This window comes from Limnohabitans sp. (assembly GCF_034680285.1).
Classification (GTDB): Bacteria; Pseudomonadota; Gammaproteobacteria; order Burkholderiales; family Burkholderiaceae_C; genus Limnohabitans_A.
Genome location: NZ_JAXITC010000003.1, coordinates 46,196 through 71,897, shown reverse-complemented (window position 1 = coordinate 71,897; position 25,702 = coordinate 46,196). Strand labels below are relative to the sequence as shown.

Genomic DNA, 25,702 nt, shown 5'->3' with positions numbered 1-25,702 from the left:
ACGCGTTCTCCGCATCACTGCGACAAAATGCGCCGCATCAAACCTTCAGGACAAGCAACTTAACCAAGACATCAAGCATCCGCATGCCAATTGAGCACATGCAAGCCCGGCACACGCGCAAACTCACGCACATTGCGCGTCACCAAGCTGGCTTGATGCCGCAGCGCGGTGGCTGCGATCAGCGTGTCATGCGGGCCAATTGGTGTGCCCGCTGCCTCTAAGGTGGCACGGATGCGGGCAGCATGCGCCGCGCATTCGGCATCGAATGGCAGCATTTGCATGGGTCTGAGCAGTTGCGCCAAGGCCTCCAGCCGAGGTGCCGCCGCCTCTTGTGGCAGTCGCAGCAAACCATAGCGCAGCTCGTACTCCACAATCGCTGGAACCCCCAAATCCGCGGGGCGCACGGCTTGAAATCGCGGCACAACAACTGGGTCGCCCCGAAAGTAATAACTGATGGTGTTGCTGTCTAGGACCAACATGTAAGGCCCTCAAAAACCCAAACGCGGCACATCGGCGGGCTGCGGGAGGGTGCCGTCCTCGCGCAAGGGAAAGTCTGCAAAACGACCGGCCAGTGTCAGGCAATCCTTGGGCCATTCGTGAGAGGCATAGGTGCGGATGATGTCGGCGACCCAACGGCTCTTGGAGACACCGTTGGCCTTGGCTGCTTCATCCACCAAAGCCTGTGTTGCGTCATCCAGGTAAAGCGTGATTTGTGACATGAGCCCACCCCTCAAAACAAGTATATGTGCAAGTATATGTGTTTTAAAAAATACTTCAAGCCCTGCCCATCAAACGCCGTAGCCCCTGCCACTGCTGCGCCCAAAATCCGCGACCATAGTCACGGCCCTGCTCCACCTGATCGCGCACGCCTGTGGGGTCGTAGCGCAGCTGAAAGTCAGCGGTGCCAAACAGCATGTCCCACCATGGCAGCAACACGCCGAAGTTGCATCCGCCCAAGACCTTGCGGCCTTGCACGTCGAACTCGTGACCGATGCCAATGCTGTGGTGCCTGCGGTGAAAGCGCGGGCTGACCCACAGCCGCTCGCCGATGCGGCCAAACCAGATGCGCACATTGGCATGCTGGAAGTTTTCGCTCAGTTGACCAATGGCCACCAACGCCACAAACTGGCCCGGCCCGACGCCGATGAGCAAAGCAACAGCCGACACCAGCAAACTGGTCAGCATGTCGTCCAGCAGGTGGTTGCGGTTGTCGCTCCACATGTTCATCTGGCGCTGCGAGTGGTGCAAGGCATGCAAGGCCCACCAGGCGCTGGACCGGTGCTGCGCCCGATGGATGGCGTAATTCACCAAGTCAAAAACCACCAAATACAGCACGAAACTCACCGAGGCCACATCGGTGATCCCGGGCCACAAACTGTCCAAATGGAAGGTGGGCCAGCCTTGGCCGCGCAAAACGCCCCAGCCCTGTTCCAAGGCGTAGTCGAGGGTGAAGAACATGCCCAACTTGAACAGGCCCAAGCGGTGAATGAGGGTGTACCCCACATCCACCCCAATGGCTTGTCGGTCCCGCTGTGACTCGACTGGCCACTGGCGCTGCATCGGACCGATCACGGTGAGCATGACCGCGATTTGCAGCAAGCCCAACACCACCCAGCCCGCGCCTTCATAAGCTTTTTCGAGCCAATGGCCTTGGCCCATCGCAAAAGCAATGGGCTGCAAAACGCTTTCAAAAAGCGTTTGCTGGAGCCAATCAAAAGGGGCGATCAGGGAGTCCATGCCTTCATTGTCTCGAATCCGGCATAACCGAAGCCGACTGCAGGGTCATGGGGCGCTGGCGAATCCAGTCGCGGTAAGCCGGATGCTCGCGCAGGGTGGCAAAACACAGGCCCCGCGCTTTCAGGCCAACGATCAAAGGCTCCAGCACGGCTGGCGCCCAAGGGTCTTGACGGGACCAGATGCCCAAATGCGCCATCAACACATCGCCAGCACGGATGGTCTTGAGCGCTTTTTGCAACAACTGGGCATTCGGGTAAGTGTTGCTGGGCAACTCGTCCCCCAGAAAACCCGCATCGGCCCAACCCACATGGGCATAGCCGCATTGCCGCGCCGCCTCGATCAGCCTTGGCGAAGTCTTGCCACCCGGAGCCCTGAAAAGCGGCAGCGGAACTTGCCCAGTCAGCACCTGCAAGCGTCGGGCGGCCTGGTTCAGGTTGTCACAATAAGCTTTCGCCGTCCAAACCAGGTTTTGGCCAGCCTGTGCCCCTGAACTGGGACGGATGCGGAATTTCTGGACACCGCCGGTATGGGCATCGCCCTGCAGGTCGGCACGCCAGTAAGCGTGGTCCCAGGTGTGCGAGGCAAATGCATGCCCTTCGTTGGCGCGTGCCCGCCACCAAGGGGCCCAATGCTGGCCGAGCGTGCCATCGCCCTCTTGGGTTTTTTCATGCGCGGCAAAGAAGGTGACTTTCACCTCTTGGCGCTGCAGCACCTCCGCGATCAGGGGCGCCACACCCATGTGGCCCGTGTCAAACGTGAGGTAGACCGGCTTGTCGCAAGGCGCAGCAGAGGCGGTCATAGCGCCCAGGCACAGAGAGCTGGCTAGACCAACTTGACCCAGCTCAATGGCGAGGCGCATGGTCCAGTGTCCACACCCCATGGGGCGATTTACCCACACGGACTTGACGCACCACTTTGCGTGTGGGGATGTCGATCACCGTGAGTTTTTTGGCCCACCGAGAGGCCACCAAAATCGTTTTGCCATCGGCGGTGATGTCCATGCAGTCCGGACCAGCAGGCCCTGGAAAATCGGCCACCACCGTCATGTTCAGGTAATCGATCTGGCTGATGGTGTTGCTCACCCGGTTGCTGACCATCACATGCCGCCTGTCCCCCAGCGCACGAAAGGCATGCGCCCCCTTGCCTGTGGGGATGGTTTTGAACAATTGGGGCTGTTTGCCTGAAATGTCATACACCTCGACGCCATCTCCGCCTGTCAGGCCCACCAGCAAAAATTGATCGTCTGGGGTGCCAAACACATCTGCTGGGACTGCCCCCACGGCGGTACGTGATTTCAGCGTTTGCTTGTCCAGGTCAATGGCCACCACCTCGTTGCTGTCTTGCATGGTGACCCATGCCACCTGGCTTTTGCTGTCGATCCACAAATGGCTGGGGGTTTTGCCCGTCGGGATGCGCTTGACCAAGTGAGCGTTTTGCCCATCCCAGCGGTAAATGTCCACATGGTCCAAGCGGTTGGCGGCAATCACCAGCCATTTCATGTCAGGAGAAAAGCGCAAGTGGTAAGGGTCCAAAATACCGGTGACCGTGCGCTGCACCTGGGCGGTGCGCGGGTCGATGAAGGTCAGCGAATCGCTCATGGCATTGGCCACAATGACGGACTTCTCATCGGGCGTCAGGTACAAATGGTGGGGCTCTTTGCCCGTAGGAATGCGTTTTTTCTCAGTCCAAGTCACGGGATCGATCACACTGACATTGCCGTCCAAAGAATTCAGCACAAAAACAGGTGCTCGTGCACCCACAGACACCATCTGAAAACCAAAAGCAAGTCCAACCAACAACTTAACGACAAAACTCAAATAATTCACAAAAACGCTTTCAAAATCACCGTCAAGTGTAATCGCCACATCCCGCCATTTCATGCCTTACCCGTTATCCACCATGGTCATCAACAAGCAGCATTTGGAGGTTTTGGAACTGCCTAAGCCTCCAAGGGGCCAGAGCCCGCACACTTTGGTCTTTTTGCACGAAGGTTTGGGCAGCGTGGCCCTGTGGCGCGACTGGCCTGCCCAGCTGTGCCAGCAACTCGGTTGTGCGGGTTGGGTCTATTCGAGACGGGGTTATGGTCAATCCGAGCCCGTACCCGATGTGCGCGGCCCATCTCGCTCGGCGGGTGAACCCAGCCAACGTCAAGGCCGCTTGTTGCCCGACTACATGCACCACGAAGCGCTGGAAATACTACCCGCCTTGCTGCACAACCTGGGCATTGAGCGACCTGTGTTGGTCGGCCACTCGGACGGCGGCACCATTGCCCTGATTCACGCGAGCCACTTTGAAGTGGCGGCCTGCGTGGTCATGGCCCCCCATGTGATGGTGGAAGACTTGTCGATTCAGGCCATCCAAGCAGCCAAAAACGCCTACGAAAATGGCCCCCTGCGCCAGCGTTTGGCCCCTTTTCATGCCGATGTGGACTGTGCGTTCTGGCAATGGAGCGATGTCTGGCTGAGCGAGGCCTTTCGCCGTTTTGACATTCGGTCTGAGCTGCAGGGCATTTCAGCACCTTTGCTGGCCATTCAGGGAGAAACAGACCCTTACGGCACGATGGCACAAATCGACGACATTGCCCGCGCCGTGCACCATGCGCAGCTGCTGAAACTGCCTGATTGCGGCCACTCCCCCCACCGAGATCAACCCGAGGCTATGGCCCAAGCGGTGCAGCGCTTCATCCAGCAGATTTAAGGCTTGAGCAAAGCCAAGTCTTCGTCGCTCAGCCAACGCCATTGGCCTGGCGCCAAATCGTTCAACACCAGACCGCCGATTTGCGAGCGGTGCAGGCCTTCGACCCGATTGCCTACGGCCGCCAGCATGCGCTTGACCTGATGGTATTTGCCTTCGGTCAGGGTCAGCTTCAGGTGCAACTCGCCCAAAGCCTCGCAAGCTGCGGCTTTCACGGGCTTGGGGTCATCGTCCAGCACCACGCCGCTGAGCAACTTGTCCACCATCTCGGTCGTGATCGGGTGCTTGGTGGTCACTTCGTAAACCTTGGGCACATGGTGCTTGGGCGAACTCATTTTGTGGATGAATTGGCCGTCATCGGTCAGCAGCAGCAACCCCGTGGTGTCCTGGTCCAAGCGGCCCACAGCCTGCACGCCTTGCACCGCCGCTTTTTGCGGACGCTGGCGCAAGGGGGCAGGCAGCAGCGTGTAGATGCTCGGCCAGGTCGACGGTTTTTGCGAACACTCGGTCCCCGCGGGTTTGTTCAGCAACACATAGGCGTGCTCCTTGAACGGCCAATCGGTGCCTTGCACCGTGAAGTGCAGGCCCTGCAGGTCAAAAAACTCGCCCGAATCGGTGACGGTTTCACCTTGGACTTGCACATGGCCTTGCTGCACCAGACCGGCACACACCCGGCGGGTGCCGAAACCCTGGCTGTACAAAATGTCTTCCAGGCGCATGGGTTTGAGAGATTTGGCTTTCATGGGGCATGATTGTCGCCGCGAAAATACCCCCTTGACCACAGACTTGGCCCGACGACACAGGCCAGAGTTCCACGCAGGAGACAAAACCCATGAGCGCAGCCCTCGACACCCTCACACGCATGACCGACGCGCTGGCCATGTCTCGCCAAGGTGGCATGCCACAAATGGACATGATCCGTCTTTGGCGAGGCTGCAGCGCCGACTTGCCTTTGCCAGAAAAATACGGGGTAGTGCTGGGTAACTTGCTAGACCGCATCGAAGCCAGCGCCCTCTTCAGCGAGGAAAGCTGCTCTTTCAGCCAGAAAGACCTGCTGGACAGTTTGCAACTGTGGGCCGACAAAGCGCAGGCTAAGCTGATCGCTTGACAGGTCGGTAGGTAAGCATTCGGCCGCAGGGGCGGCCTCCCACAACACCATCATTGTTTGCAACCACCAAAAGCAACGGGCCCCGAAGGGCCCGTTGCTTTTTTCAAGCAGCTGATTACTTCAATGCCTTGAAGCGCACGCGCTTGGGCTTGGCACCTTCTTCGCCCAGACGGCGCTTCTTGTCGGCTTCGTACTCTTGGTAGTTACCGTCAAAGAACACCCACTGGCTGTCGCCTTCGGCAGCCAGGATGTGCGTCGCAATGCGGTCCAGGAACCAGCGGTCATGGCTGATGACCATGATGGAGCCCGCGAATTCCAAGAGCGCGTCTTCCAAAGCGCGCAAAGTTTCCACGTCCAAGTCGTTGGAGGGTTCGTCCAGCAGCAACACGTTACCGCCTTCGATAAGGGTCTTGGCCAAGTGCAAACGGCCGCGCTCACCGCCCGACAACATGCCGACCTTCTTTTGCTGGTCGCCACCGTTGAAGTTGAAGCGCCCGCAATACGCGCGGCTGGCCATCTGGAACTTGCCCACGTTGATGATGTCCAGACCGCCCGAGACGTCTTCCCAAACGGTTTTGTTGTTGTCCAGGTCGTCACGGTTCTGGTCCACAAAGGCCATGCGCACGGTCTGACCGATGGTGACTTCACCGCTGTCGGGTTGCTCTTTGCCTGCAATCAGCTTGAACAGGGTCGATTTACCGGCACCGTTGGGGCCGATGATGCCAACGATGGCACCCGCAGGCACTTTGAAGCTCAGGTTGTCGATCAATAAACGGTCGCCAAAGGACTTGCTGACGTTCTTGAACTCGAACACTTCATTGCCCAAGCGCTCGGCCACAGGGATAAAGATCTCCTGGGTTTCGTTGCGCTTTTGGTATTCGTGGTCGCTCAACTCTTCGAAGCGGGCCAAACGGGCCTTGCTCTTGGCCTGACGGCCCTTGGGGTTGGCACGCGCCCACTCCAATTCTTTCTTCATGGCTTTGGAGCGCGCGTCTTCGGTGCGCTGCTCGGTGGCCAAACGGGCGTCTTTTTGCTCCAGCCAGCTGGAGTAGTTGCCTTTGTAGGGAATGCCGGAGCCCCGGTCGAGTTCCAAAATCCACTCGGCAGCGTTATCCAGGAAGTAACGGTCGTGGGTGATGGCCACCACAGTGCCCGAAAAACGCTGCAAGAACAGCTCCAACCAGTCCACCGATTCGGCGTCCAAGTGGTTGGTCGGCTCGTCCAGCAACAGCATGTCTGGGCGCGAGAGCAGCAAACGGCAAAGCGCCACACGGCGTTTTTCACCACCAGACAGTTTGCCGATGATGGCGTCCCACGCGGGCAAGCGCAGCGCATCGGCAGCTATTTCGAGTTGGTGTTCAGACGCGTCACCCGCGGTGGAGATGATTGCTTCGAGCTTGGCCTGCTCGGCGGCCAGGGCGTCAAAGTCGGCGTCCTCTTCGGCGTAGGCGGCGTACACCTCTTCCAGGCGGGCTTGCGCGGCCTTGACTTCGCCCATGCCGCTTTCGACGGCTTCGCGCACGGTCTGCTCAGGGTCCATCACGGGCTCTTGGGGCAGATACCCGATTTTCAGGCCCGCCATGGGAATGGCTTCGCCCTCGATCTCTTTGTCGATGCCCGCCATGATCTTGAGCAAAGTGGACTTGCCCGAGCCGTTGGTGCCCAGCACGCCGATCTTGGCGCCGGGGAAGAAAGACAGCGAAATGTCTTTGAGAATATGACGTTTGGGCGGCACGATCTTGCCAACCCGGTTCATCGAAAATACATATTGAGCCATGAATACCCGCCTGAAAAAATACCAATAAGGGCGCATTATCCCCGCTTGGCGTGATGCGCCCTAAACAAGCTTCGCCCTGGGGGCTGGCCTCCTACAACTCTCGACCAGTCTGCTGGCCAGGCCGCGCCGAAAACTGCACCAAGCTGTCCAGGGCCTCGAGGAGCACCGTGGCGTTGCGGCGTCCATAGACCTCGGCCCGCAGCCAATCGCACTCGGCATCCAGCAGCTCGTCCGAGGCCAGGTTGCACCACCACACCCGCCCGTCACCATCCCAACGGTAGCCACGCGCCTTGAGTTTGTCCTTGGATTCGAAGGGTGCTCCGGTGGCCCGGAGTTTGTAACGGGTCTGACCGGACCCAGCCAGCAGTCGCGCCAAGCCAGTTTGCCCGTCGCCCAGCTTGGACGACAGCACCTGCAAGAGCGCGTGGCAGTCCACCTGAGCCCGGTGTGCGTCGTAAAACCATCCCCGTTCAGACGCCAAAAACTCCAACTTGGCTGAGCCGCTGCCCTCTTTCTTCCAATCAATGCCCTGAAAAGAGCAACCCCATGCCTTGGTCGCAAACACAGGCCAACGCGCCTCGACAAACGGCCGGTCAAACCCGGCGTTGTGCGCTACGACCAAATCGGCCGCCTGCACCAGCGCGGTCACGGCCGCGTCGTCGATGCGTTGGCCCTGCACCATGCTGTCGTCAATGCCGGTGATTTCGGTGATCTGGGGCGGAATCGGTTTTCCGGGGTCTTCGAACGATTCGTAAATGGTGACCGGCCCTACTGGCAAACCAGTGACCGTGTCCACCAACACCGACAACATGGCCAGCTCAATGACTTTTTCGTTTTTGCTGTCGAGCCCTGTGGTCTCGGTGTCCAGCACGATCACCCGCTGCGTGGCTTGTCCCTGCAAGCCGCCATAGTCAGCCACAGGCTGCAAACGGCGCAACACGCGAAAGTCGGGGTGCTGCGCGAGCACTTGGGCCATGGCTTCGGGGTCGGAAACATGCGCTGTAAGCGGGTCAGCAGCGGGCCCTGCTGGCGGCGCCGCAAACACCACCTGCGACTGGGCAGGAGCCGCCGCTGTGACCACCTGGCTTTCAAGATTCAAAGCCTTGGCGGGTTTGGTGGGTTTTCCGGCAGCTTCGGGCTCAAAGCCGAAAAAACTCATCTGGTCTGTTTTGCTCATGCCCGCATTATTTCAGCAGATGCATGAGCGCCACGGTGCTGGTCAGAAAAGTTCAGTCGAGCTTGATGCCCAAGTCCACCGCCAGCTTGATCCAAACGGGCACTTCGCCCTCCCAGTCCTTGCGGGTGCCGGCCAGGTTTTTGGGCTTGTTGGGGATGGCAAAGGTCTCGCGCAGCTTGGCGGCTTTGTCGGTGTTGGACCAAGCCACGGCTTCGTCGGCCAGCAGTTTCAGCACAGCTTCAGGCGTTCCTGCGGGGGCCACCAAGGGCAAGCCGCCTTCCAAAGTCACCAACTTGGCGGTATCACCTTGCTCCATGAGGGTGGGCACATTGGGCAGTTTGGGTGAGCGGTAGCTGCCGGTCACGCCGATGGCACGCACGCCTCGGCTGGCCACAGCATTGAAGGCCAGATAGCTGCCAATGGCAATTTGCGACTGCCCCGAAGCCACGTCGAGCCACATGGGGGCTTCACCCCGGTAATGGACTGACTGGATTTGGGTGCCGTGCACGCGGTTGGTCTGGTCGGCCACCATGTGCGGGTACGAGCCAGGAGCATAGGTGCCCATGGACACCGGGTTCTTTTTGGCCCAAGCCACGAATTCGGCCATGGTGTTGGCCGGAATTTTGTCGTTGATGCCCACCACCAGAGGCCCCGAGGGGAACACGGTGACCGGGGTCAAGTCTTTGTCGAGGTTGTAAGGCAGCTTGGAATACAGAATGCGGTTTTGCCAGAAGGTGCCCGAGGTGCTCATGACCAGGGTGTAACCATCGGCTGGCGATTTGGCCGCTGCGTCGATGCCAATGATGGCGCCCGCACCTGGCTTGTTGTCGATGATCACGGGAACGCCAAGCTTGGTGGCCAGGTGATCGCCATAGCTGCGGGCCAAGGCGTCGGTCAAGCCGCCGGGCGGGAAAGCCACAATGATCCGGATGGGTTTGGCAGGCCACTTGGTCTGCGCCCAAACATTGACCCAAGGTGTGCTGGCGGCCACAGTGGTCGCAGCCACTGCGGCAGTTTGAAGAAAGGAACGGCGGTCAGAAAAGCGTTTCATGGTCATGCGCGTGAGCGGTTTGTTGATGCCACGCAGTCTAGGCGAACCCACCTTGATGTTGAATTGGGGTTTGAACCCATAACCTTCGCTCAAAATGACATCGAAGCACCTTCTTGGCTTTGTGCGACAATCCAACCCGTTGCAGCCTCCAGTTGCCGCAACATCAGCACTCCTGCTGGGGCCTGACCCAGGCAATGCTCAAAACAAGCGCCTGCGGTTTCCATGCCCACCCTAAGACCTATCGGCCAACACTGGTAACTGCCAACAGCAGTTGAATGAGCCGATACCCGCGCCGGACATGGCGCTCTGAAAAAATGAACTTTGAAGAATTGAACCTGGCTCCGGCCATCATGCAAGCGGTGCGTGAACTCGGCTACGAGACCCCCACGCCCATTCAGGCCCAAGCCATTCCCGCCGTCCTGGCTGGGCAAGACTTGCTGGCTGGTGCACAAACCGGCACCGGCAAAACCGCCGCCTTCACCTTGCCTTTGCTGCACAAACTGAGCCTGAGCGAAGCGGGCCAAAACCGTTTTGGCGGCAAAGCCATCCGCGCTTTGGTGCTGACCCCCACCCGCGAATTGGCCGCTCAGGTCGAAGAGTCAGTGCGCGACTACGGCAAGTACCTAAAGCTCGACTCCACCGTGATTTTTGGTGGCGTGGGCATGAACCCGCAAATCAGCAAGATCAAAAAAGGCGTGGACATTCTGGTGGCCACACCCGGCCGCCTGCTCGACTTGCAAGGCCAGGGATTCCTGGACTTGTCCAGCATTGAGATTTTGGTGCTCGACGAAGCCGACCGCATGCTGGACATGGGCTTCATCCACGACGTGAAAAAAGTGCTGGCCTTGGTGCCCAAAGAAAAGCAGAGCCTTCTGTTCTCGGCCACCTTCAGCGACGAGATCCGCGAATTGGCGGGCAACTTGCTCAAGAACCCCCAGAGCATTCAGGTCACGCCCAGCAACACCACGGTGCAGCGCATCACGCAAGTGATCCACCCCGTGGGCCGCAGCAAGAAAAAAGACGTGTTGCTGCACATCATCCAAAAGCACGACTGGAGCCAAGTGCTGGTGTTCACCCGCACCAAGTTTGGCGCCAACAATGTGGCAGACTTCTTGACCAAAAACGGCGTCAAAGCCATGGCCCTGCACGGCAACAAGAGCCAGACCGCCCGCACGCAAGCCTTGGCTGGCTTCAAGAGCGGCGAGATTCGCGCTTTGGTGGCCACCGACATTGCAGCGCGCGGCATCGACATCGAAGACTTGCCACACGTCGTGAACTTTGAAATCCCGAACGTGTCGGAAGACTACGTGCACCGCATTGGCCGCACAGGCCGTGCGGGCGCCAGCGGCGAAGCCGTCAGCTTGGTCTGCTTGGACGAAGAAGGCTTCATGATGGACATCGAGCGCTTCACTAAGCAAGAGATTCCAGTGCAGTTGCTCGAAGGCTTTGGCCCCGAGCCAGGCGAAGTGGCCGAGCCGATCGCCATGGGTCGCCAGACTTTGTGGGGCGGCGCAGGCAAGCCCCCTAGCCGCGACGTGATGGCTGCAGCTGCCAAAGCCGCACGCCAGGACATGATGCAACGCATCCGTGACAACAAAGTTGCCGTCGGTGGTGGCGGCGGCGGTCAAGGCCCACGCCAAGCCCGTGGCGAAGGTCAAGGCCCCGCACGTCCATCGCGCAACGGCCCTCCTCCATCACGCCGCAACGGCCCGCAGGGCGCACCGCGCTTTGAAGGCCAAGGTGCACCCCGCTTTGAAGGCCAAGGCGACGGTCGACGTGAAGGTGGTCGCGGTCAAGAGCAACGCGGCGATCCGCGTTTTGACAACCGTGGCGACGGTCAAGGCCGTCCCGCACCGCGTGGTCCACGCCCAGAGGGCCGCGGTCCTCGCGGCGGTGGCCAAGGCGGTCAAGACCGCCGCAACGATGGCGATGAATTGCCACGCCACATCGACCCCTTGAAGACCACACAGTTTGCGCGCCTGGACTTGCCCAACCGCAAGCCTGTGCGCACCAACGGCCAACCTGACCCGACCCGCACCAGCATCGACAGCTTGGCCAGCGGCGGTCGCCGCCATGGCGGCGGCGGTGGCGGTGGTGGATACGGCGGTGGCAACCGTGGCGGTAACGGTGGTGGCGGTGGTGGCCGAGGCTTCGGTCGCTGAACCCCACTGACGCAGAATGAAAAGAGCCCGCACATGCGGGCTCTTTTTGCCTGCGCGAATCTCAGTCGCGCACGAACAGGGTCACCAGTGGATCGGGGCCGACCTGTCGGCTCCAGTGCCCGTGCACGGCGGCGTCAAACGTGGCGCCTTCGGGCAAGGTGTCGGCAGAATAGAAAAACTCACCCGGGCCAAAAATGCGCGAGCTGCCGTCTTGCAAAAAAATCTCCATTTGCCCGCCCAGCACAAACAACCACTGCGGATGACCGGTGCAATGAAAACTGCTGCGAAAACCCACCGGGCTTTGACGCAACTGGCATCCAGTGGCGGCCATGAGCACCGACAGCTGGCTTTGGGGAGTGCCTTCGGTCAAGGGCACAAATTCGTCGCGAAAACGAGCACGGCCATCCACGTCGGTGAAGAGAATGACTTTTTTCAGCTGGGTCATGGCCATGGATCTCGGCAATAAAGAAGCGCAGATTGTCGCCGACTGCCCATGGCAACGGAGCCCGAAGTACTGAGCTTTGGAAGCTTCTGGCATAGTTTCACGCAATTCGCAGCCGATTCCCTCACATTCCCCGACACAAGACACCATGAACGTCCAGCCATTGAAGATCGTTTTCCACGGCCAAAACGCCGCCAATTTCCGCCTGGGTTTTGAGGCGCTCATTGGCCCCGAACACACCATCTCAGACCTGAGCGATGCGCTGGACCTGCCCGGTGAGCGCGAACAATACGAAACGGCGGATGTGGTGATTGGCATCAAGCTGAACGACAGCATGCCTGTGCCGCTCAAAGCCCGCCTGTTCCATGCACCCGCTGCTGGCACCGATGCGGTCAACACTTCACTGCTGCCCGCGTCGTGTGTTTTGGCCAATTGTTTTGGCCACGAAAACGCCATCGCGGAATACGTCATGGCCGCTTTGCTGATGCGCCATGTCCCTTTGGCACAAGCAGACCAAGACCTGCGCCAACAACGCTGGACCTTTTGGGCCGGTCGCCAGGCCGCGCTGCGCACTGAAATGGGCGCTCAAACACTGGGGCTGCTGGGTTTTGGCCACATTGCCCAAACCATCGCCCATCGCGCCAAAGCCTTTGGCATGCGCGTGCATGTGGCCAACCGCAGCCCCATCAAACATCAACAAGTTGACCCAAGCTGGACTTTGGACAACTTGAAGGACTTCATGGCCAGCGCCGACACAGTGGTGGTGAGTCTGCCCCTCACGGACAACACCGTGGGCTTGGTGGACGCGCCAGCTTTGGCCGCCATGCGGCCTGACGCCCTGCTGCTGAATGTCGGTCGCGGTGCCGTGATCGATGAGCAAGCTCTTTATGACGCCTTGGCTGGCCGCCAAATTGGCGGCGCCGTGATCGACACTTGGTACCAGTACCCCACGCCCACGCAAACCGAATGCGCCCCCTCCAAGTTCGACTTTGCCGCACTCGATAACGTGCTCATGACGCCCCACATGTCGGGGTGGACAGAAGGCACAGTGCGCCGCCGCCAAGAGACATTGGCCGACAACATTGGGCGCTTGAGCCGAGGTGAAGCCTTGGTCAATGTGTTGCACGGTCATTTGATCTGACCCGAGGGCGGGGTTCCCACAGGACCTACCCCAAACGCCTTAGGTGCTTTGTCGCTGCAAGATTTCAAAGCCCAAGTCCACTTGGGCCGAGGCAGGGGCTTCGCTGCGCATGAGCGTCAGCAGCATCTCGGCTGCAGCTTGCCCGATTTGGGCCCGTGGCGTTCGCACGGTGGTCAGCGGCGGCAACATCTGGTCGCTGCCCGTCAGATCGTTGAAGCCCGCAATCGCCACCTGCGACGGAACGGATATGCCCATGCGCAAAGCCGCCATCAAAGCCCCTTGCGCCAAATCGTCGTTGCAAAAGAAGATGGCATCGACCGCAGGGCGCTGCCGCATGATCTGCTCGAACAGCACGCCGCCCAATGCCAAAGATGAGGGTGCAGGATTCAAAAATTCCAGCGCAGGCTCGTAAAACCCAGCCTCTTGCAATGCTGTGCGCCAGCCGTACAGGCGCTGCATCACCCGCGGATCGAGTTGCGCCCCGGCAAACGCGATGCGTGTGCGACCTGTCTGCAACAAATGCCGCGTCATGGCTGCCCCAGCGTCGGTCTGCCGAAAACCCACGCAATACGGTGCCCCCCCCTGATCTGCCGCGGGCAGGTCCATCAGGTGAACGCAAGGTACTTGGCTGCTTTCCATGAGTTTGCGGGTCACGGCGTTGTGGTCCAGCCCGGTGACCAACAGACCTGCGGGGCGGTGTAAGAGTTGTTCACGCAACAGCTGTTCTTCTTCGCTCGCGTCGTAGTGCGTCACACCCATCAAGGTTTGATAACCCGCGGCACGCAATGTTTTTTGCGCCGCATCGAGCAAGTCCACGAACAAGGCGTTGGACAAAAGCGGAATCAGAATGGCCACATGGTTGCTGCGCTGCGACGCCAAAGCCCGCGCTGCAGGGTCAGGCACATAACCGAGCTTGACCGAGACCGCTTGCACGCGTTCGATCAAAGCCGGGTCAACCGCCCGCTCTCCACGCAATGCCCTCGACACAGTGCTGGGGCTGACGCCCGCAGCCTGGGCCACATCGGTCAGCGTCACACGGCCAGTGGCACGGTGGCTTTTGGCAATCCGGACGGTGGGCAAAAGAGGCGAAGACAAGGGTTAATCCGTAGGAGAGATGAGCGTTGAAGTCGATAGGATAGCGCTATCCCAAATGGGGAGGCGAAGATTTTGAAAAACCAATCCCAAGGTGGATTGGCTAATGCCGGCTTTTGAAGCAAGGTCTTTTGCTTCGTTTTTTTGAATTTCCTGGACAGCGCTGTCCCAACAAGTTTTCTGACTGGAAAAACCGACGTGTCCAAACCCGATGTGCTGGCTGTTGCCAAACTGCACCCCTTCTATCAAAAAGCCTTGGAATCTCAGTACACCGTGCACGACCGCACGCATGTGTCGGACCCGGCCGCTTTTGCAACCCTCGCCCCCCGCATCTTGGGTGTGGCCGGAACGGGTGAGGCCAGCGTACCGCGCAGCCTGCTCTCGCAACTGCCCAATGCCAAAGTGGTCGCGGTGTTTGGCGTGGGCTATGACGGTGTGGATGTTCCAGCCGCCATCGAACATGGCATCCCTGTCACCCACACCCCCGATGTGCTGACCGACGATGTGGCCGATCTGGCCATGGGCCTGGTGCTGTCGGTGGGGCGCGCCATCCCTCAAGCAGACCAGTTTGTGCGTGCAGGCCAATGGCCCAGCGGCCCCATGGCCTTGGGCCGCAAAGTCTCGGGGGCTCGCCTGGGCATTGTGGGCTTGGGCCGCATTGGCAAAGCCATCGCCCAACGGGCCAGTGCCTTCGGCATGTCGATCGCTTACACCGCACGCACGGCCAAAGCCGATTCCGGATACAAGTTCTACCCCTCGGCTGCCGAGCTGGCTGCGCATGTGGATTTTTTGGTGGCCATCACCCCCGGCGGCGCAGGCACCAAGCACCTGATCAACGCCGAAGTCTTGAAGGCACTCGGACCACGCGGCTTTTTGATCAACGTGGCGCGGGGCAGCGTGGTCGATGAAGAAGCCCTGATCACCGCCCTGCAAAACGGCACCATCGCTGGCGCAGGCCTCGATGTGTTCGCCAACGAGCCCCATGTGCCCGAGGCGCTGTGGAGCCTGCGCAACGTGGTGTTGACCCCGCACATGGCCAGCGCCACCACCGAAACGCGCCAAGCCATGGCCGACCTGGCTTTTGCCAATATGCAAGCCGGTATTTCCGGCCAGCCCTTGCTCACGCCTGTGCCTGAGTGCTCAGGCTTGGTGAAGAGAACGGCTGCCTGAAACCATGAACAACCAGCCTTTGCGTCTGATCGTCATGGGCGTGTCCGGTTGTGGCAAGTCCACCATGGCTGCCGCCTTGAGCGATCGCCTGGGTCTCGACATGGTGGACGGCGATGACCTGCATTTGCCTGAGAGCGTGGCCAAAATGCGGGCGGGTGTCGCCTTGCAGGATGACGACCGCTGGCCCTGGCTGGACCGCATCGGCAATTACTTGTCGCAACCCCATGCGCAAGGACGCGTGGTGGCCTGTTCGGCGCTCAAGCGCGCTTACCGCGACCGCATCCGTGAACAAGCGGGTGATGTGTGTTTTGTCTTCCTTGACGGTGAGTTCGAGTTGATTCAGAAGCGCATGCAACAACGTGTGGGTCATTACATGCAACCCGGCTTGTTGGACAGTCAGTTCCGCACCCTTGAAAAACCCCAGGCCGATGAGAGTGACGTGATTCGCTTGCCCATCACCGAACCTGTGCAGGACATGGTTGAACAAGCACTCAATGCCTTGCACAGCCGCCTGCACCCTGCCCTCTGATTTTTTGAAAGTCCCCTCATGTTCATCCGCTGTGCATTTTTCCAAGGCAACGTCAAACCCGGCATGGAGGAGGCGTTCAACCGCTACATCCGTGAAAAACTGGTACCACTGTGGACTCGCTTCCCTGGCGCGCAAGAAGTGCGCGTGCTCCGCCAGGTCGAGAGTGATGTGAGCGACCCGCACTTTGGCATGGTGCTGTCGGTGCGCTACCCCAGCCGCGAGTCGATTGAGATCGCTTTGGCCTCGGCCGTGCGTCTGGAAAGTCGCGAAGTGTCCAAGGATTTGATCGCCATGTTCGATGGCACTGTGTTTCACACCGTCTTCAGCGCGGACGAATACGCGCTGCCCACCGATTGATTTTTTCGACAGTCCTTTTTTAACCAGGAGACAAAACCATGAAACTTTCTCGCATCCTTCTCGCCTGCCTCGTGGCCGCCGTCGGCTCCAGCGCTTACGCCGCCAAGTTCAACCTGAAAATGGGCCACGCCGTCAACGCCACCGACGGCCAGCACGCCGCCGCCATGAAGCTGGCCGAATTGGTCAAGCAGCGCACCAACGGCGATGTGGAAATCACCGTGTTCCCTGCCAACCAGCTGGGCAATGACGCCGCCATGATCAACGGCACACGCGGCGGCACGATCGATATCGTCTCGAGCGGCGCCTCCAACTTCAACGGCATCGTGCCCAACACGGCCGCCATGGAGTTGCCCTTCGTGTTCCGCAGTGCTCAACACGCCTACACCGTGCTCGACGGTGCTGTGGGCACAGGCGTTTTGAACGAACTGGCTCCTCACGGCCTCAAAGGTCTGGCTTACTGGGAAAACGGCTGGCGCGCATTCACCAACAACAAGCGCCCTGTCAACAAGCCTGATGATCTGAAGGGCCTGAAGATCCGCTCCACGCCTAACCCGTACCACATCCAAGCATTCAAACTGTTGGGCATGAACCCTTCGCCCATGCCGATTGCCGAGCTGTACACCGCCCTGGAAACCGGCACCTTTGACGCCCAAGAGCACCCGATCAACGTGACCTGGTCCTCCAAGTTTTACGAAGTGCAAAAGCACCTCACGGTAAGTAACCACGTTTACTCACCCCTGGTCGTGGCCATGAACAAAGCCAAGTTCGACAGCTTGCCTGCCAACTACCAAAAAGTGGTGGTGGATGCCGCACGCGAAGCGGCCACCTTCCAACGCAACTTGAACGCGTCCAACGCGGGCAAGGTGGTGGCTGACTTGAAGAAGTCGGGCATGCAAGTGATCGAGAACGTGGACATGGCCCCGTTCCAGAAGATCGTGTCGGCCGAGATTGCCAAAACTTTTGGTGAGAAGAACGGCCCAGCATTGCTCAAGGCCATCGAAGACACCAAGTGATGGTTTGAGTGAGTACACGCCCCCTCCTTGGAGGGGGCTTTTTTGATGGCACCATGAAAAAAATCAACGACCTTTTCTTCAAGCTGGCTGAATTCACGCTGGTCATCATGTTGTCCGCCATGGTCATCATGGTGTTTGGCAACGTGGTGCTGCGCTATGGTTTCAACGACGGCATCATCAGCTCCGAAGAGTTGTCGCGGTTTTTGTTCATCTGGATCACCTTCTTGGGTGCCATCGTCACCATGCGTGAAAACGGCCACCTGGGCCTGGACTCCATTGTGCGCAAGCTCAGTCTTCGCGGCAAAAAAGTGGCTTTTGCCCTGTCCAACTTGCTGATGCTGGGCTGCTGCACCCTCATGTTTTACGGCACCTTAAAGCAACACGGCATCAACGCCACCACACGCTCAGCCGTGACCGAAATCCCGATGAGCTGGGTGTATGGCGTGGGCTACATCACCAGCGTGGCCATGGGCTTGATGATCATTGGCAAGCTGGTGCAGCTGGCCAAAGGCAACTTCGAGGAAACCGATTTGATCCAGGTTCAAGACTCTGAAGAGGTCGCGATCGCCCAAACCCAGGGGACCTCCAAATGACCGTGCTTGTTTTTATCGTGTCGCTGCTCGCCGCCATGGCGCTGGGCATGCCGCTGGCGTTTTCGCTGTTGGTCTCGGGCGTGGCGCTGATGCTGCACCTGGACAACTTCGACACCCAAATCGTGTCGCAAAACCTGATCAACGGCGCAGACAACTTTCCGCTCATGGCCGTGCCCTTTTTCATGCTGGCGGGTGAGTTGATGAACGCGGGCGGCATGAGCCGGCGAATTGTCAACTCGGCCATGGTCTGGGTGGGCCACTTTCGTGGCGGCCTGGGTTATGTGGCGGTTTTCGCCGCCATCGTCATGGCCAGCTTGTCGGGCTCGGCGGTGGCCGATACGGCCGCCTTGGCGGCGGTTCTGATGCCCATGATGCGCGATGCGGGTTACCGCATGGACCGCTCGGCGGGCCTGATTGCTGCGGGCGGCATCATTGCGCCGGTGATTCCTCCCTCGATTGGTTTCATTTTGTTTGGCGTGATTGGTGGCGTATCGATCTCCAAGCTTTTCATGGCGGGTATTTTCCCGGGTATCTTGATGGGTTTTGCCCTGATCATGACCTGGTGGATCGTGGCCCGCAAAGACCAAGTAGTGGTGGCCGAAAAAGTGCCGTTCAAAAAACGCATCACCGTCACCCTCAACGCCTTTTGGTCTTACCTGCTGGCCATCACCATCATTGGCGGCATGAAAATGGGCGTTTTCACACCCACCGAGGCAGCGGTGGTGGCGGTCGTCTACTCCCTGTTCGTGGGCCTGTTCATCTACCGCGAAATCAAGGTCAAGGACCTGTACCGCATCATCTTGTCTGCGGCGAAAACCTCTTCGGTGGTGATGTTCTTGGTGGCGGCGGCCTTGGTGTCGGCTTGGCTCATCACGGTGGCCAACATTCCGGCCCAGATTGTCGAAATTTTGCGGCCCTTCATCGACAACAAGACCCTGCTGATGGTGATGCTGATGCTGCTGGTCATGATTGTGGGCACCGCGCTCGACTTTGCGCCCACGGTCCTGATCCTCACGCCCGTGCTCATGCCTTTGGTGCGCGAGGCCGGCATTGACCCGGTTTACTTTGGCGTGTTGTTCATCATCAACAACGCCATTGGTTTGCTCACCCCGCCCGTGGGCACGGTGCTCAACGTGGTGTGCGGCGTGGGCCGCATTCCCATGCACGACGTCATCCGTGGCGTCATGCCTTTCCTGGCTTCGCAGGTGGTGGTGATGGGTGCCCTCATTGCCTTCCCGAGCCTGGTGATGGTTCCTCTGAAATGGATGTTGATGCGATGAGTGTTCTGAATTCCTTCAATTTATCGGGCCGCCGCGCCCTGATCACCGGCTCTTCGGCAGGCATTGGTTTGGCGCTGGCCGAGGCGCTGGCACAAGCCGGGGCCCATGTGATCCTGAACGGGCGCACCGCCAGCAAAGTCGATGCCGCTGCGCAGAGCTTGAAGTCGCAAGGCTTGTCGGTCAGCACCTCGGTATTTGACGTGACCGATGCCGAAAGCGTGCGAGCGGCAGTGGACCGCATCGAAGCCGAGGGGCCCATCGACATCTTGGTCAACAACGCGGGCATGCAAATTCGCGGCCCGCTGCACGAATACCAAGACGCCGACTGGCACACCATCATGAAGACCAACCTGGACAGCGTGTACTACGTGGGCCAGGCGGTGGCCAAAAAAATGATTCCGCGTGGGCAGGGCAAGATCATCAACATCTGCTCGGTGCAAAGCGAGCTGGGTCGCCCCGGCATTGCGCCCTACACCGCGACCAAAGGTGCGGTGAAAATGCTCACCAAAGGCATGGCCATCGACTGGGGCCAGTTTGGCATCAACGTCAACGGCATTGGCCCGGGTTACTTCAAGACCGAACTCAACCAAAAGTTGGTCGACGACCCGGCCTTCAGCAGTTGGCTGGTCGGCCGCACGCCCAGCCGCCGCTGGGGCGATGTGCAAGACCTGGGCGGCGCGGCTGTCTTTCTGGCCTCGGACGCCTCGCGTTTCGTCAATGGCCATATTCTTTATGTCGACGGCGGCGTGACCGCCACCCTTTGAAGCTTTTGCAAGGACATTCCATGAAATCCGTTGTTTGCCATTCGGCCAAAGACCTGCGCATCGAAAACACCGAGCTGCCCGCATTGGGCGAGAACCAACTGCGCGTGAATGTGGCCTATGGCGGCATTTGCGGCTCGGACCTGCATTACTACCAACACGGCGGCTTTGGCACCGTGCGCATCAAGCAGCCCATCGCCTTGGGCCACGAAATATCGGGCGTGGTCGATGGCGTGGGCGCGGGTGTGAGCAGCGTGCCCAAGGGCCAGCGCATCGCCATCTCCCCTTCTCGCCCCTGCGGCCACTGCCGCTTTTGCCAAGCGGGTCAGCACAACCACTGCTTGAACATGCGTTTTTACGGCAGCGCCATGCCCTTCCCGCACATCCAGGGCGGGTTCAGCGAGCAACTCATCATCGAAGGCTACCAAGCCCACCCGATCGCCGACCACCTGTGCCTGTCAGAGGCCGCTTTGGCCGAGCCTTTGTCCGTGGGCTTGCACGCCATCCAACGTGCGGGCAGCGTTCTGGGCAAGCAGGTGCTGGTGACCGGTTGCGGCCCCATTGGCTCGCTCTTGATTGGTGCTTTGCGCCGTGCAGGTGCGGCCCGCATCGTGGCCGCCGACATCGCCGACTTGCCTTTGAAGTGCGCCAAGGAGATGGGCGCCGACGAGACCATCAACCTCAAGACCCAACCCCAAGCGCTGGACGCCTACAAAGTGGACAAAGGCCAGTTTGACGTGGTGTTTGAAGCCTCGGGCAGCGAAGCCGCTTTGCGCGTGGGCCTCGACACCATCGTGCCTCGCGGCGTGCTGATAACCGTGGGCATGGGCGGCGACATCAGCCTGCCCATGACGCAAGTGGTTGCCAAAGAGGTGGATCTGCGTGGCACCTTCCGTTTCCACGCCGAATTTGCCACCGCGGTTCGCTTTTTGAACGAAGGCCTGGTCAACGGCAAGCCTGTGATCACCAGCGTCTTGCCGCTCGACCGCGCCATCGAAGCCTTTGATTTGGCGGCCGACAAGAGCCAGTCACTCAAGGTACAGATTTCTTTCCAAAACGCCTGAGAATCAGGGGTTTCAAGGCCTCTTTAGAAAGTTCAAAACATGTCGAAAATTGCCCTCGTCACCGGTGCCAGCTCTGGCATTGGCAAAGCCTGCGCCCTGGCCTTGCTCAAAGAAGGCTGGCAAGTCGTTCTGGTCGGCCGACGCGCTGACGCGCTGGCCTCGGCCGTGGCCGAAGCTGGTGCCAATTCAGGCCATGCCCACGCCATCCCTACCGACCTGTCCAAAGAGCCTGAAGTCAAAGCCTTGTTTGAGCAAATTCGCTCGCGCTTTGGTCGACTCGATTTGGTCTTCAACAATGCGGGCATTTCCCTGCCCTACACCTTGCCCGGTGACCTGTCTGGCGACGAATGGCGACGTGCGGTGGACATCAACCTGAACGGCGCGTTCTATACCTTGTCGTATGCCTTCAAGCTGATGCAAGAGCAAAGCCCGCAAGGCGGCCGCATCATCAACAATGGCTCGATCTCGGCGCATGTGCCTCGCCCTGGCTCGATTGCCTACACCGCCACCAAACACGCCATCTCGGGCCTGACCCGCGCAGCCTCCCTCGACGGTCGCCCCTACAGCATCGCCGTGGGACAGATCGACATCGGCAACGTGGCTTCGGACATGACCGAGAAAATGGCCAAAGGCGTGCACCAAGCCGACCTGAGCATCAAGGCCGAACCGCGCATGGACATGTCGGCTGTGGTCGAGACCTTCCTGACCATGGCCCGCCTGCCCTTGTCCGCCAACATCTTGTTCACCACCGTGATGGCCACCAACATGCCTTTTGTGGGTCGGGGATAAATCGGACGTATGCAGAAGATGGACATTGGCCTAGTGGGCCTTGGCGTCATGGGCGAAAACCTGGCGCTGAATTTGGAACGCAACGGTTTTTCAGTCAGTGGTTTTGATCTCGACGCGGCCAAGCGCGAGAGCTTTGGCCAGCGCACGCAAGGCCTGAGCGCGCAGGCTGCTGCATCACTCGAGGCATTGGTGGCCAGCTTGCAAACACCGCGTTGTGTGTGGTTGATGGTGCCCGCAGGGGCTGCCGTCGATGCCGTCTTGAGTGAGTTACGGACTTTGCTGAGCGCGGGTGATGTGGTGATGGATGGGGGCAATACGCTCTACACCGATACCCAAAGGCGCATGCAATCCTTGGACGGCTCTGGCATTCACTATGTCGGTGCAGGTGTCAGTGGCGGCGAAGAAGGCGCTTTGCGCGGCCCCGCCCTGATGCCTGGTGGATCTGCTGCCGCGTGGCCGCGACTGAAACCCATGCTGCAAGCCATTGCAGCCAAAACCGAAGGCGGCCAAGCCTGTTGCGAATGGATGGGCCCTGGCGGCTCAGGCCACTTCGTGAAGATGGTGCACAACGGCATTGAATACGCCGACATGCAAAGCATTTGCGAAGCCTATTGGCTGATGCACAACTTGCTGGGCATGAGCCCTGCCGAAATGAGCGCCGTGTTCCACGAATGGAACCAAGGCGAGTTGGCCAGTTACCTGATCGGCATCACCGCCGACATCCTGGTGCACACAGACCCGGAAACAGGAACCGCTTTGGTGGACCTGATTTTGGACACGGCAGAACAAAAAGGCACGGGCAAATGGGCCAGTCAAATTGCCCTCGATCTGGGGGTCACAGCGCCCACCATTGCCAATGCCGTTTTTGCCCGCACCATCAGTGGCCTGCATGCCGAGCGAGCCAAAGCGTCCAAAGTATTGCAAGGTCCGTCCCCTCGGGCTGCAGCTCCACGCGATGCGGTACTGGCCCAAATTAAAAATGCACTGCTGGCCTCCAAAATTTGCGCCTACGCCCAAGGCTTCAGTCTGCTCAAAGCGGCTGACCGCGAGAACCAATGGCAACTGCCCATGGGCACCGTGGCTTCGGTTTGGCGTGCGGGTTGCATCATCCGTGCACATCTGCTGGAGGACATTCGTGCCAGCTATGAGCGCTCGCCCGATTTGGACAACCTCTTGATGGACCCGCACTTTGCAGCGGTGATGACCCGCTGCCAGCAAGACCTGCGTGAAGTGGTGGCCATGGGCGCCTTGCACGGTGTGGCTATACCTTCGTTCATGAGTGCGCTGGCGTATTACGATGCCTACCGTTCAGCACGTTTACCAGCGAATTTGCTGCAGGCGCAGCGTGACTATTTTGGGGCCCATACCTACCAGCGGATTGACCGTCCTGGCAAGTTCCACACCCGCTGGAACGGTTGAGTTGATCGCCCAGCGACGAGGCTCCTACACACTCACCCGTACAACCGCATCGGCCCGCTTGTGCAAATCGGGCAGCAACTCAAGACCCAAGCCCGGTTTGTCGTTCAGACTGATCATGCCGTTCTTCACCTGAGGCAACTCGGTGACCAACTCTTTGTACCAGCCACTGTAGAATGCACGAACGCTCTCTTGGATCAAGGCGTTGGGTGCGTGCAATGACAAATGGGTGGAAGCTGCCCACACCACGGGACCAGTGCAGTCGTGAGGGGCCACAGGCAGCTGCCAGGCATCCGCCATGGCCGCGATTTTGCGCGCTTCTGTCAGGCCCCCGCACCAGCTCAAGTCGAGCATGGCCACCCCGCCCACACCGGTTTGCAAATAATCTTTGAAGCCCCATTTGTAGCTGAGCGTTTCGCTCGCACAAATCAGCGCCTTGCAGTCCACGGCGTATTGCTTGAGCAGATCCAAACTGTCCATCCGGATCGCGTCTTCATGCCAAAAGGTATCGAACTCTTGCAAGGCGCGAGAAATCTTTTGTGCCATGGGCAAGCGCCACAGACTGTGGAACTCCACCATGATGTCCATCTTGTCACCCACCGCATTTCGGATCTTGCGGAAAGGCTCGAGCGCCGTGTTCAGGTCTTGCGGGCTGATGTACTGGCCGTGCGACTTTTCAGCGGCCACATCAAAGGGCCAGATCTTCATGCCAGTGATGCCCTCACTCAGCAGTGACTCGGCCACCTCGTCGGCGCGGTGCAAAAAGCCCTGCAGGTCTTCGTAAGGCCCGGCGTTGTTGCCCAAACCCCAGTTGCTGCTGGTCTGGTTCACGTTGCTGCGGATGTATTGGTAGCCCGCGCAGGTGTTGTAGACGCGGATTTCGTCACGGCTCTTGCCGCCCAGAGCGGTATAGACCGGCATGCCAGCGGCCTTGCCAAAAATGTCCCAGAGCGCAATGTCAACGGCCGAGTTACCACGCGTTTCAACACCGGACCCACGCCAGCCCAAATAGCCAGTGATGTCGCGCAGGCGTGACTCGATGGCCAAGGGGTCTTGCCCCACCAGTTTTGGGGCCACCCATTCGTGCAGATACGCCTCAACCGCTTGCGCGCCCATGAAGGTTTCACCCAAACCCACCAGGCCCTCGTCGGTGTGCAATCGCACCCAAATGATGTTGGGAAATTCGCCCAAGCGGATGGTTTCAAGTTGCGTGATTTTCATGTCAGCACCCATTTCAGTCGGTAAAAAAGCCCCACAGCTTGTGGCTGTGGAGCTCGCAGGTTCAGCAAAAAGGCTGAGCGAGGGGGATCAACCGCCGCGTGACTTCTTCAACTCGTCTTGGACAACCTTGATGGCGTCCGCACCGATCGAGTCCTTGTGCTTGTCGTACACCGAAGCGACTTTGGCACGGATGCGGTTTTGCTCGGCAGCGCTCACCTCGTTGATCTGCATGCCCTTGGTTTTCAGGCTGGCCAGAGATTTCTCGTTCAAAGCACGGTTGGCAGCGCGTTGCACTTTTTGGCCTTCAATGGCAGCTTCACGCAGAACGGCTTGCTCTTGTGGGTTGAGTTGGTCCCACAATTTCTTGCTGTACAGCACCAGGAAAGGTGTGTAAGCGTGGCGCGTCACGCTCAGGTACTTTTGCACTTCATTGAACTTGGAGGTCTCAATGGTCACAAAGGGGTTTTCCTGGCCGTCAATGGTTTTGGTTTCCAAAGCGGTGAACACTTCGCCAAAGGCCATGGGCACAGCGTTGGTGCCCAAAGTCTTGAAGGTGTCCAAGAAGATGTTGTTCTGCATCACGCGAACTTTCACGCCATCAAAATCTTCCAGCTTGGTCACAGGGCGCTTGCTGTTGGTCAGGTTGCGGAAACCGTTTTCCCAATAGGCCAAGTTCACCAAGCCAGCAGCCTCGAGCTTGGCATTGAAGTATTTGCCCGCTGCACCATCCAGCACGGCATCGGCTTCTTTCTCGTTGGCAAACAAGAAGGGCAGATCAAACACACCCAACTCTTTGATGATGCCCACCAGCGGCGAGCTGGAGGTGCAGACCATCTCTTGGGTGCCAGCACGCAAAGCTTGAGTAGCTGGCAAGTCGCCGCCCGCGGCACCGCCCCAGAAGGCGGTGATTTTCATTTTTCCGCCTGTCTTGGCGTTCAAGACTTCCTGCATTTTCTTGACGCCAACGCCCACCGGATGGTCTTCGTTCACGCCGTTGGTGAACTTGATGTTGCGGTCGGCAAACTGCGCCATCGCGCTCGAAGCCACCAAGAATGTGCCCGCGATCAGGGTCACCAAATTTCTGCGTTTCAACATGACTGTCTCCTTAAAAAAACACACTGGGTTAAA

General features: G+C 59.3%; 27 protein-coding genes. 14 read left to right on the top strand and 13 right to left on the bottom strand.

Features of this window, described 5'->3' with window-relative positions:
* Window positions 1–71: 71 nt before the first annotated feature.
* Genes SWE17_RS03625 through SWE17_RS03605 form a run of 5 tightly spaced genes read right to left on the bottom strand, consistent with a single transcriptional unit; the run spans window position 72 to window position 3,506 of the window.
* Window positions 72–479, bottom strand: a complete 408-nt coding sequence (locus SWE17_RS03625; RefSeq protein WP_322991768.1) for a type II toxin-antitoxin system VapC family toxin — start codon at window positions 477–479, stop codon at window positions 72–74.
* 9 nt (window positions 480–488) lie between these two features.
* Window positions 489–719, bottom strand: coding sequence for a CopG family transcriptional regulator (locus tag SWE17_RS03620; RefSeq protein WP_322991767.1), 231 nt, complete (start codon window positions 717–719; stop codon window positions 489–491).
* Between the two features lie 55 nt (window positions 720–774).
* Window positions 775–1,737 (bottom strand): sterol desaturase family protein, encoded by a 963-nt coding sequence (locus SWE17_RS03615; protein ID WP_322991766.1) that lies wholly within the window; start codon window positions 1,735–1,737, stop codon window positions 775–777.
* A gap of 4 nt (window positions 1,738–1,741) precedes the next feature.
* A complete protein-coding gene (locus tag SWE17_RS03610) occupies window positions 1,742–2,596 on the bottom strand; it encodes a polysaccharide deacetylase family protein (protein ID WP_416234958.1) in 855 nt (284 codons plus the stop codon).
* Window positions 2,580–3,506 (bottom strand): beta-propeller fold lactonase family protein, encoded by a 927-nt coding sequence (locus tag SWE17_RS03605; RefSeq protein WP_322991928.1) that lies wholly within the window; start codon window positions 3,504–3,506, stop codon window positions 2,580–2,582. Before SWE17_RS03605 ends, SWE17_RS03610 begins: the two co-directional genes overlap by 17 nt.
* A 109-nt stretch (window positions 3,507–3,615) precedes the next feature.
* On the opposite strand from SWE17_RS03605, the gene SWE17_RS03600 reads away from it, so the two are divergent.
* Entirely contained in the window at window positions 3,616–4,434 is an 819-nt protein-coding gene (locus SWE17_RS03600) for an alpha/beta hydrolase (protein WP_322991765.1), read from the top strand.
* Here the strand turns inward: SWE17_RS03600 and SWE17_RS03595 are convergent.
* Window positions 4,431–5,150, bottom strand: coding sequence for a 16S rRNA pseudouridine(516) synthase (locus SWE17_RS03595; RefSeq protein WP_322991927.1), 720 nt, complete (start codon window positions 5,148–5,150; stop codon window positions 4,431–4,433). The genes SWE17_RS03600 and SWE17_RS03595 overlap by 4 nt on opposite strands.
* A gap of 179 nt (window positions 5,151–5,329) precedes the next feature.
* Between SWE17_RS03595 and SWE17_RS03590 the strand changes: the two genes are divergently transcribed.
* Complete coding sequence (locus SWE17_RS03590) at window positions 5,330–5,539, top strand: hypothetical protein (RefSeq protein WP_322991926.1); 210 nt, start codon at window positions 5,330–5,332, stop codon at window positions 5,537–5,539.
* A gap of 115 nt (window positions 5,540–5,654) precedes the next feature.
* Here SWE17_RS03590 and ettA read toward each other — a convergent pair whose 3' ends face one another.
* The 3 genes from ettA to SWE17_RS03575 all read right to left on the bottom strand — a co-directional run bounded on the left by ettA (window position 5,655) and on the right by SWE17_RS03575 (window position 9,544).
* Window positions 5,655–7,316, bottom strand: a complete 1,662-nt coding sequence (gene ettA, locus SWE17_RS03585; protein ID WP_322991764.1) for an energy-dependent translational throttle protein EttA — start codon at window positions 7,314–7,316, stop codon at window positions 5,655–5,657.
* A gap of 91 nt (window positions 7,317–7,407) precedes the next feature.
* The gene (locus SWE17_RS03580; RefSeq protein ID WP_322991763.1) at window positions 7,408–8,493 is read right to left on the bottom strand and encodes a 3'-5' exonuclease; all 1,086 of its coding nucleotides are present in this window, start codon (window positions 8,491–8,493) and stop codon (window positions 7,408–7,410) included.
* Window positions 8,494–8,545: 52 nt separating this feature from the next.
* Window positions 8,546–9,544: a tripartite tricarboxylate transporter substrate binding protein gene (locus tag SWE17_RS03575; protein WP_322991762.1), complete on the bottom strand. Its 999-nt coding sequence runs from the start codon at window positions 9,542–9,544 to the stop codon at window positions 8,546–8,548.
* A 314-nt stretch (window positions 9,545–9,858) separates the two neighbouring features.
* Here SWE17_RS03575 and SWE17_RS03570 point away from each other — a divergent pair, with 314 nt between their 5' ends.
* Window positions 9,859–11,706 carry a DEAD/DEAH box helicase gene (locus tag SWE17_RS03570; RefSeq protein ID WP_322991761.1) on the top strand — a complete coding sequence of 616 codons (1,848 nt, stop codon included), beginning with the start codon at window positions 9,859–9,861 and terminating at the stop codon, window positions 11,704–11,706.
* Window positions 11,707–11,767: 61 nt separating this feature from the next.
* Here SWE17_RS03570 and SWE17_RS03565 read toward each other — a convergent pair whose 3' ends face one another.
* Entirely contained in the window at window positions 11,768–12,151 is a 384-nt protein-coding gene (locus SWE17_RS03565; RefSeq protein ID WP_322991760.1) for a hypothetical protein, read from the bottom strand.
* A 145-nt stretch (window positions 12,152–12,296) separates the two neighbouring features.
* Here SWE17_RS03565 and SWE17_RS03560 point away from each other — a divergent pair, with 145 nt between their 5' ends.
* Window positions 12,297–13,289: a 2-hydroxyacid dehydrogenase gene (locus SWE17_RS03560; protein ID WP_322991759.1), complete on the top strand. Its 993-nt coding sequence runs from the start codon at window positions 12,297–12,299 to the stop codon at window positions 13,287–13,289.
* A gap of 39 nt (window positions 13,290–13,328) precedes the next feature.
* Here SWE17_RS03560 and SWE17_RS03555 read toward each other — a convergent pair whose 3' ends face one another.
* Window positions 13,329–14,384 (bottom strand): LacI family DNA-binding transcriptional regulator, encoded by a 1,056-nt coding sequence (locus SWE17_RS03555; protein ID WP_322991758.1) that lies wholly within the window; start codon window positions 14,382–14,384, stop codon window positions 13,329–13,331.
* A 195-nt stretch (window positions 14,385–14,579) separates the two neighbouring features.
* Between SWE17_RS03555 and SWE17_RS03550 the strand changes: the two genes are divergently transcribed.
* Genes SWE17_RS03550 through gndA form a run of 10 tightly spaced genes read left to right on the top strand, consistent with a single transcriptional unit; the run spans window position 14,580 to window position 23,356 of the window.
* Window positions 14,580–15,551 carry a 2-hydroxyacid dehydrogenase gene (locus SWE17_RS03550; RefSeq protein WP_322991757.1) on the top strand — a complete coding sequence of 324 codons (972 nt, stop codon included), beginning with the start codon at window positions 14,580–14,582 and terminating at the stop codon, window positions 15,549–15,551.
* A gap of 4 nt (window positions 15,552–15,555) precedes the next feature.
* Complete coding sequence (locus SWE17_RS03545; protein WP_322991756.1) at window positions 15,556–16,080, top strand: gluconokinase; 525 nt, start codon at window positions 15,556–15,558, stop codon at window positions 16,078–16,080.
* 18 nt (window positions 16,081–16,098) lie between these two features.
* Entirely contained in the window at window positions 16,099–16,437 is a 339-nt protein-coding gene (locus SWE17_RS03540) for a hypothetical protein (protein WP_322991755.1), read from the top strand.
* Window positions 16,438–16,475: 38 nt separating this feature from the next.
* Entirely contained in the window at window positions 16,476–17,450 is a 975-nt protein-coding gene (locus tag SWE17_RS03535; RefSeq protein WP_322991754.1) for a TRAP transporter substrate-binding protein, read from the top strand.
* Window positions 17,451–17,503: 53 nt separating this feature from the next.
* Window positions 17,504–18,043 (top strand): TRAP transporter small permease, encoded by a 540-nt coding sequence (locus SWE17_RS03530; RefSeq protein ID WP_322991753.1) that lies wholly within the window; start codon window positions 17,504–17,506, stop codon window positions 18,041–18,043.
* Window positions 18,040–19,323, top strand: a complete 1,284-nt coding sequence (locus SWE17_RS03525; protein WP_322991752.1) for a TRAP transporter large permease subunit — start codon at window positions 18,040–18,042, stop codon at window positions 19,321–19,323. The genes SWE17_RS03530 and SWE17_RS03525 overlap by 4 nt, the downstream gene beginning before the upstream one ends.
* Window positions 19,305–20,087: an SDR family oxidoreductase gene (locus SWE17_RS03520; protein WP_416234957.1), complete on the top strand. Its 783-nt coding sequence runs from the start codon at window positions 19,305–19,307 to the stop codon at window positions 20,085–20,087. The genes SWE17_RS03525 and SWE17_RS03520 overlap by 19 nt, the downstream gene beginning before the upstream one ends.
* A gap of 20 nt (window positions 20,088–20,107) precedes the next feature.
* Window positions 20,108–21,148, top strand: coding sequence for an L-idonate 5-dehydrogenase (locus SWE17_RS03515; protein WP_322991750.1), 1,041 nt, complete (start codon window positions 20,108–20,110; stop codon window positions 21,146–21,148).
* A 39-nt stretch (window positions 21,149–21,187) separates the two neighbouring features.
* Window positions 21,188–21,937: an SDR family oxidoreductase gene (locus SWE17_RS03510; protein ID WP_322991749.1), complete on the top strand. Its 750-nt coding sequence runs from the start codon at window positions 21,188–21,190 to the stop codon at window positions 21,935–21,937.
* Between the two features lie 9 nt (window positions 21,938–21,946).
* Entirely contained in the window at window positions 21,947–23,356 is a 1,410-nt protein-coding gene (gene gndA, locus SWE17_RS03505; RefSeq protein ID WP_322991748.1) for an NADP-dependent phosphogluconate dehydrogenase, read from the top strand.
* A 24-nt stretch (window positions 23,357–23,380) separates the two neighbouring features.
* Here gndA and SWE17_RS03500 read toward each other — a convergent pair whose 3' ends face one another.
* Window positions 23,381–24,574 carry a mandelate racemase/muconate lactonizing enzyme family protein gene (locus SWE17_RS03500; protein ID WP_322991747.1) on the bottom strand — a complete coding sequence of 398 codons (1,194 nt, stop codon included), beginning with the start codon at window positions 24,572–24,574 and terminating at the stop codon, window positions 23,381–23,383.
* A gap of 87 nt (window positions 24,575–24,661) precedes the next feature.
* Window positions 24,662–25,669 (bottom strand): TRAP transporter substrate-binding protein, encoded by a 1,008-nt coding sequence (locus SWE17_RS03495; protein WP_322991746.1) that lies wholly within the window; start codon window positions 25,667–25,669, stop codon window positions 24,662–24,664.
* Window positions 25,670–25,702: the final 33 nt, after the last annotated feature.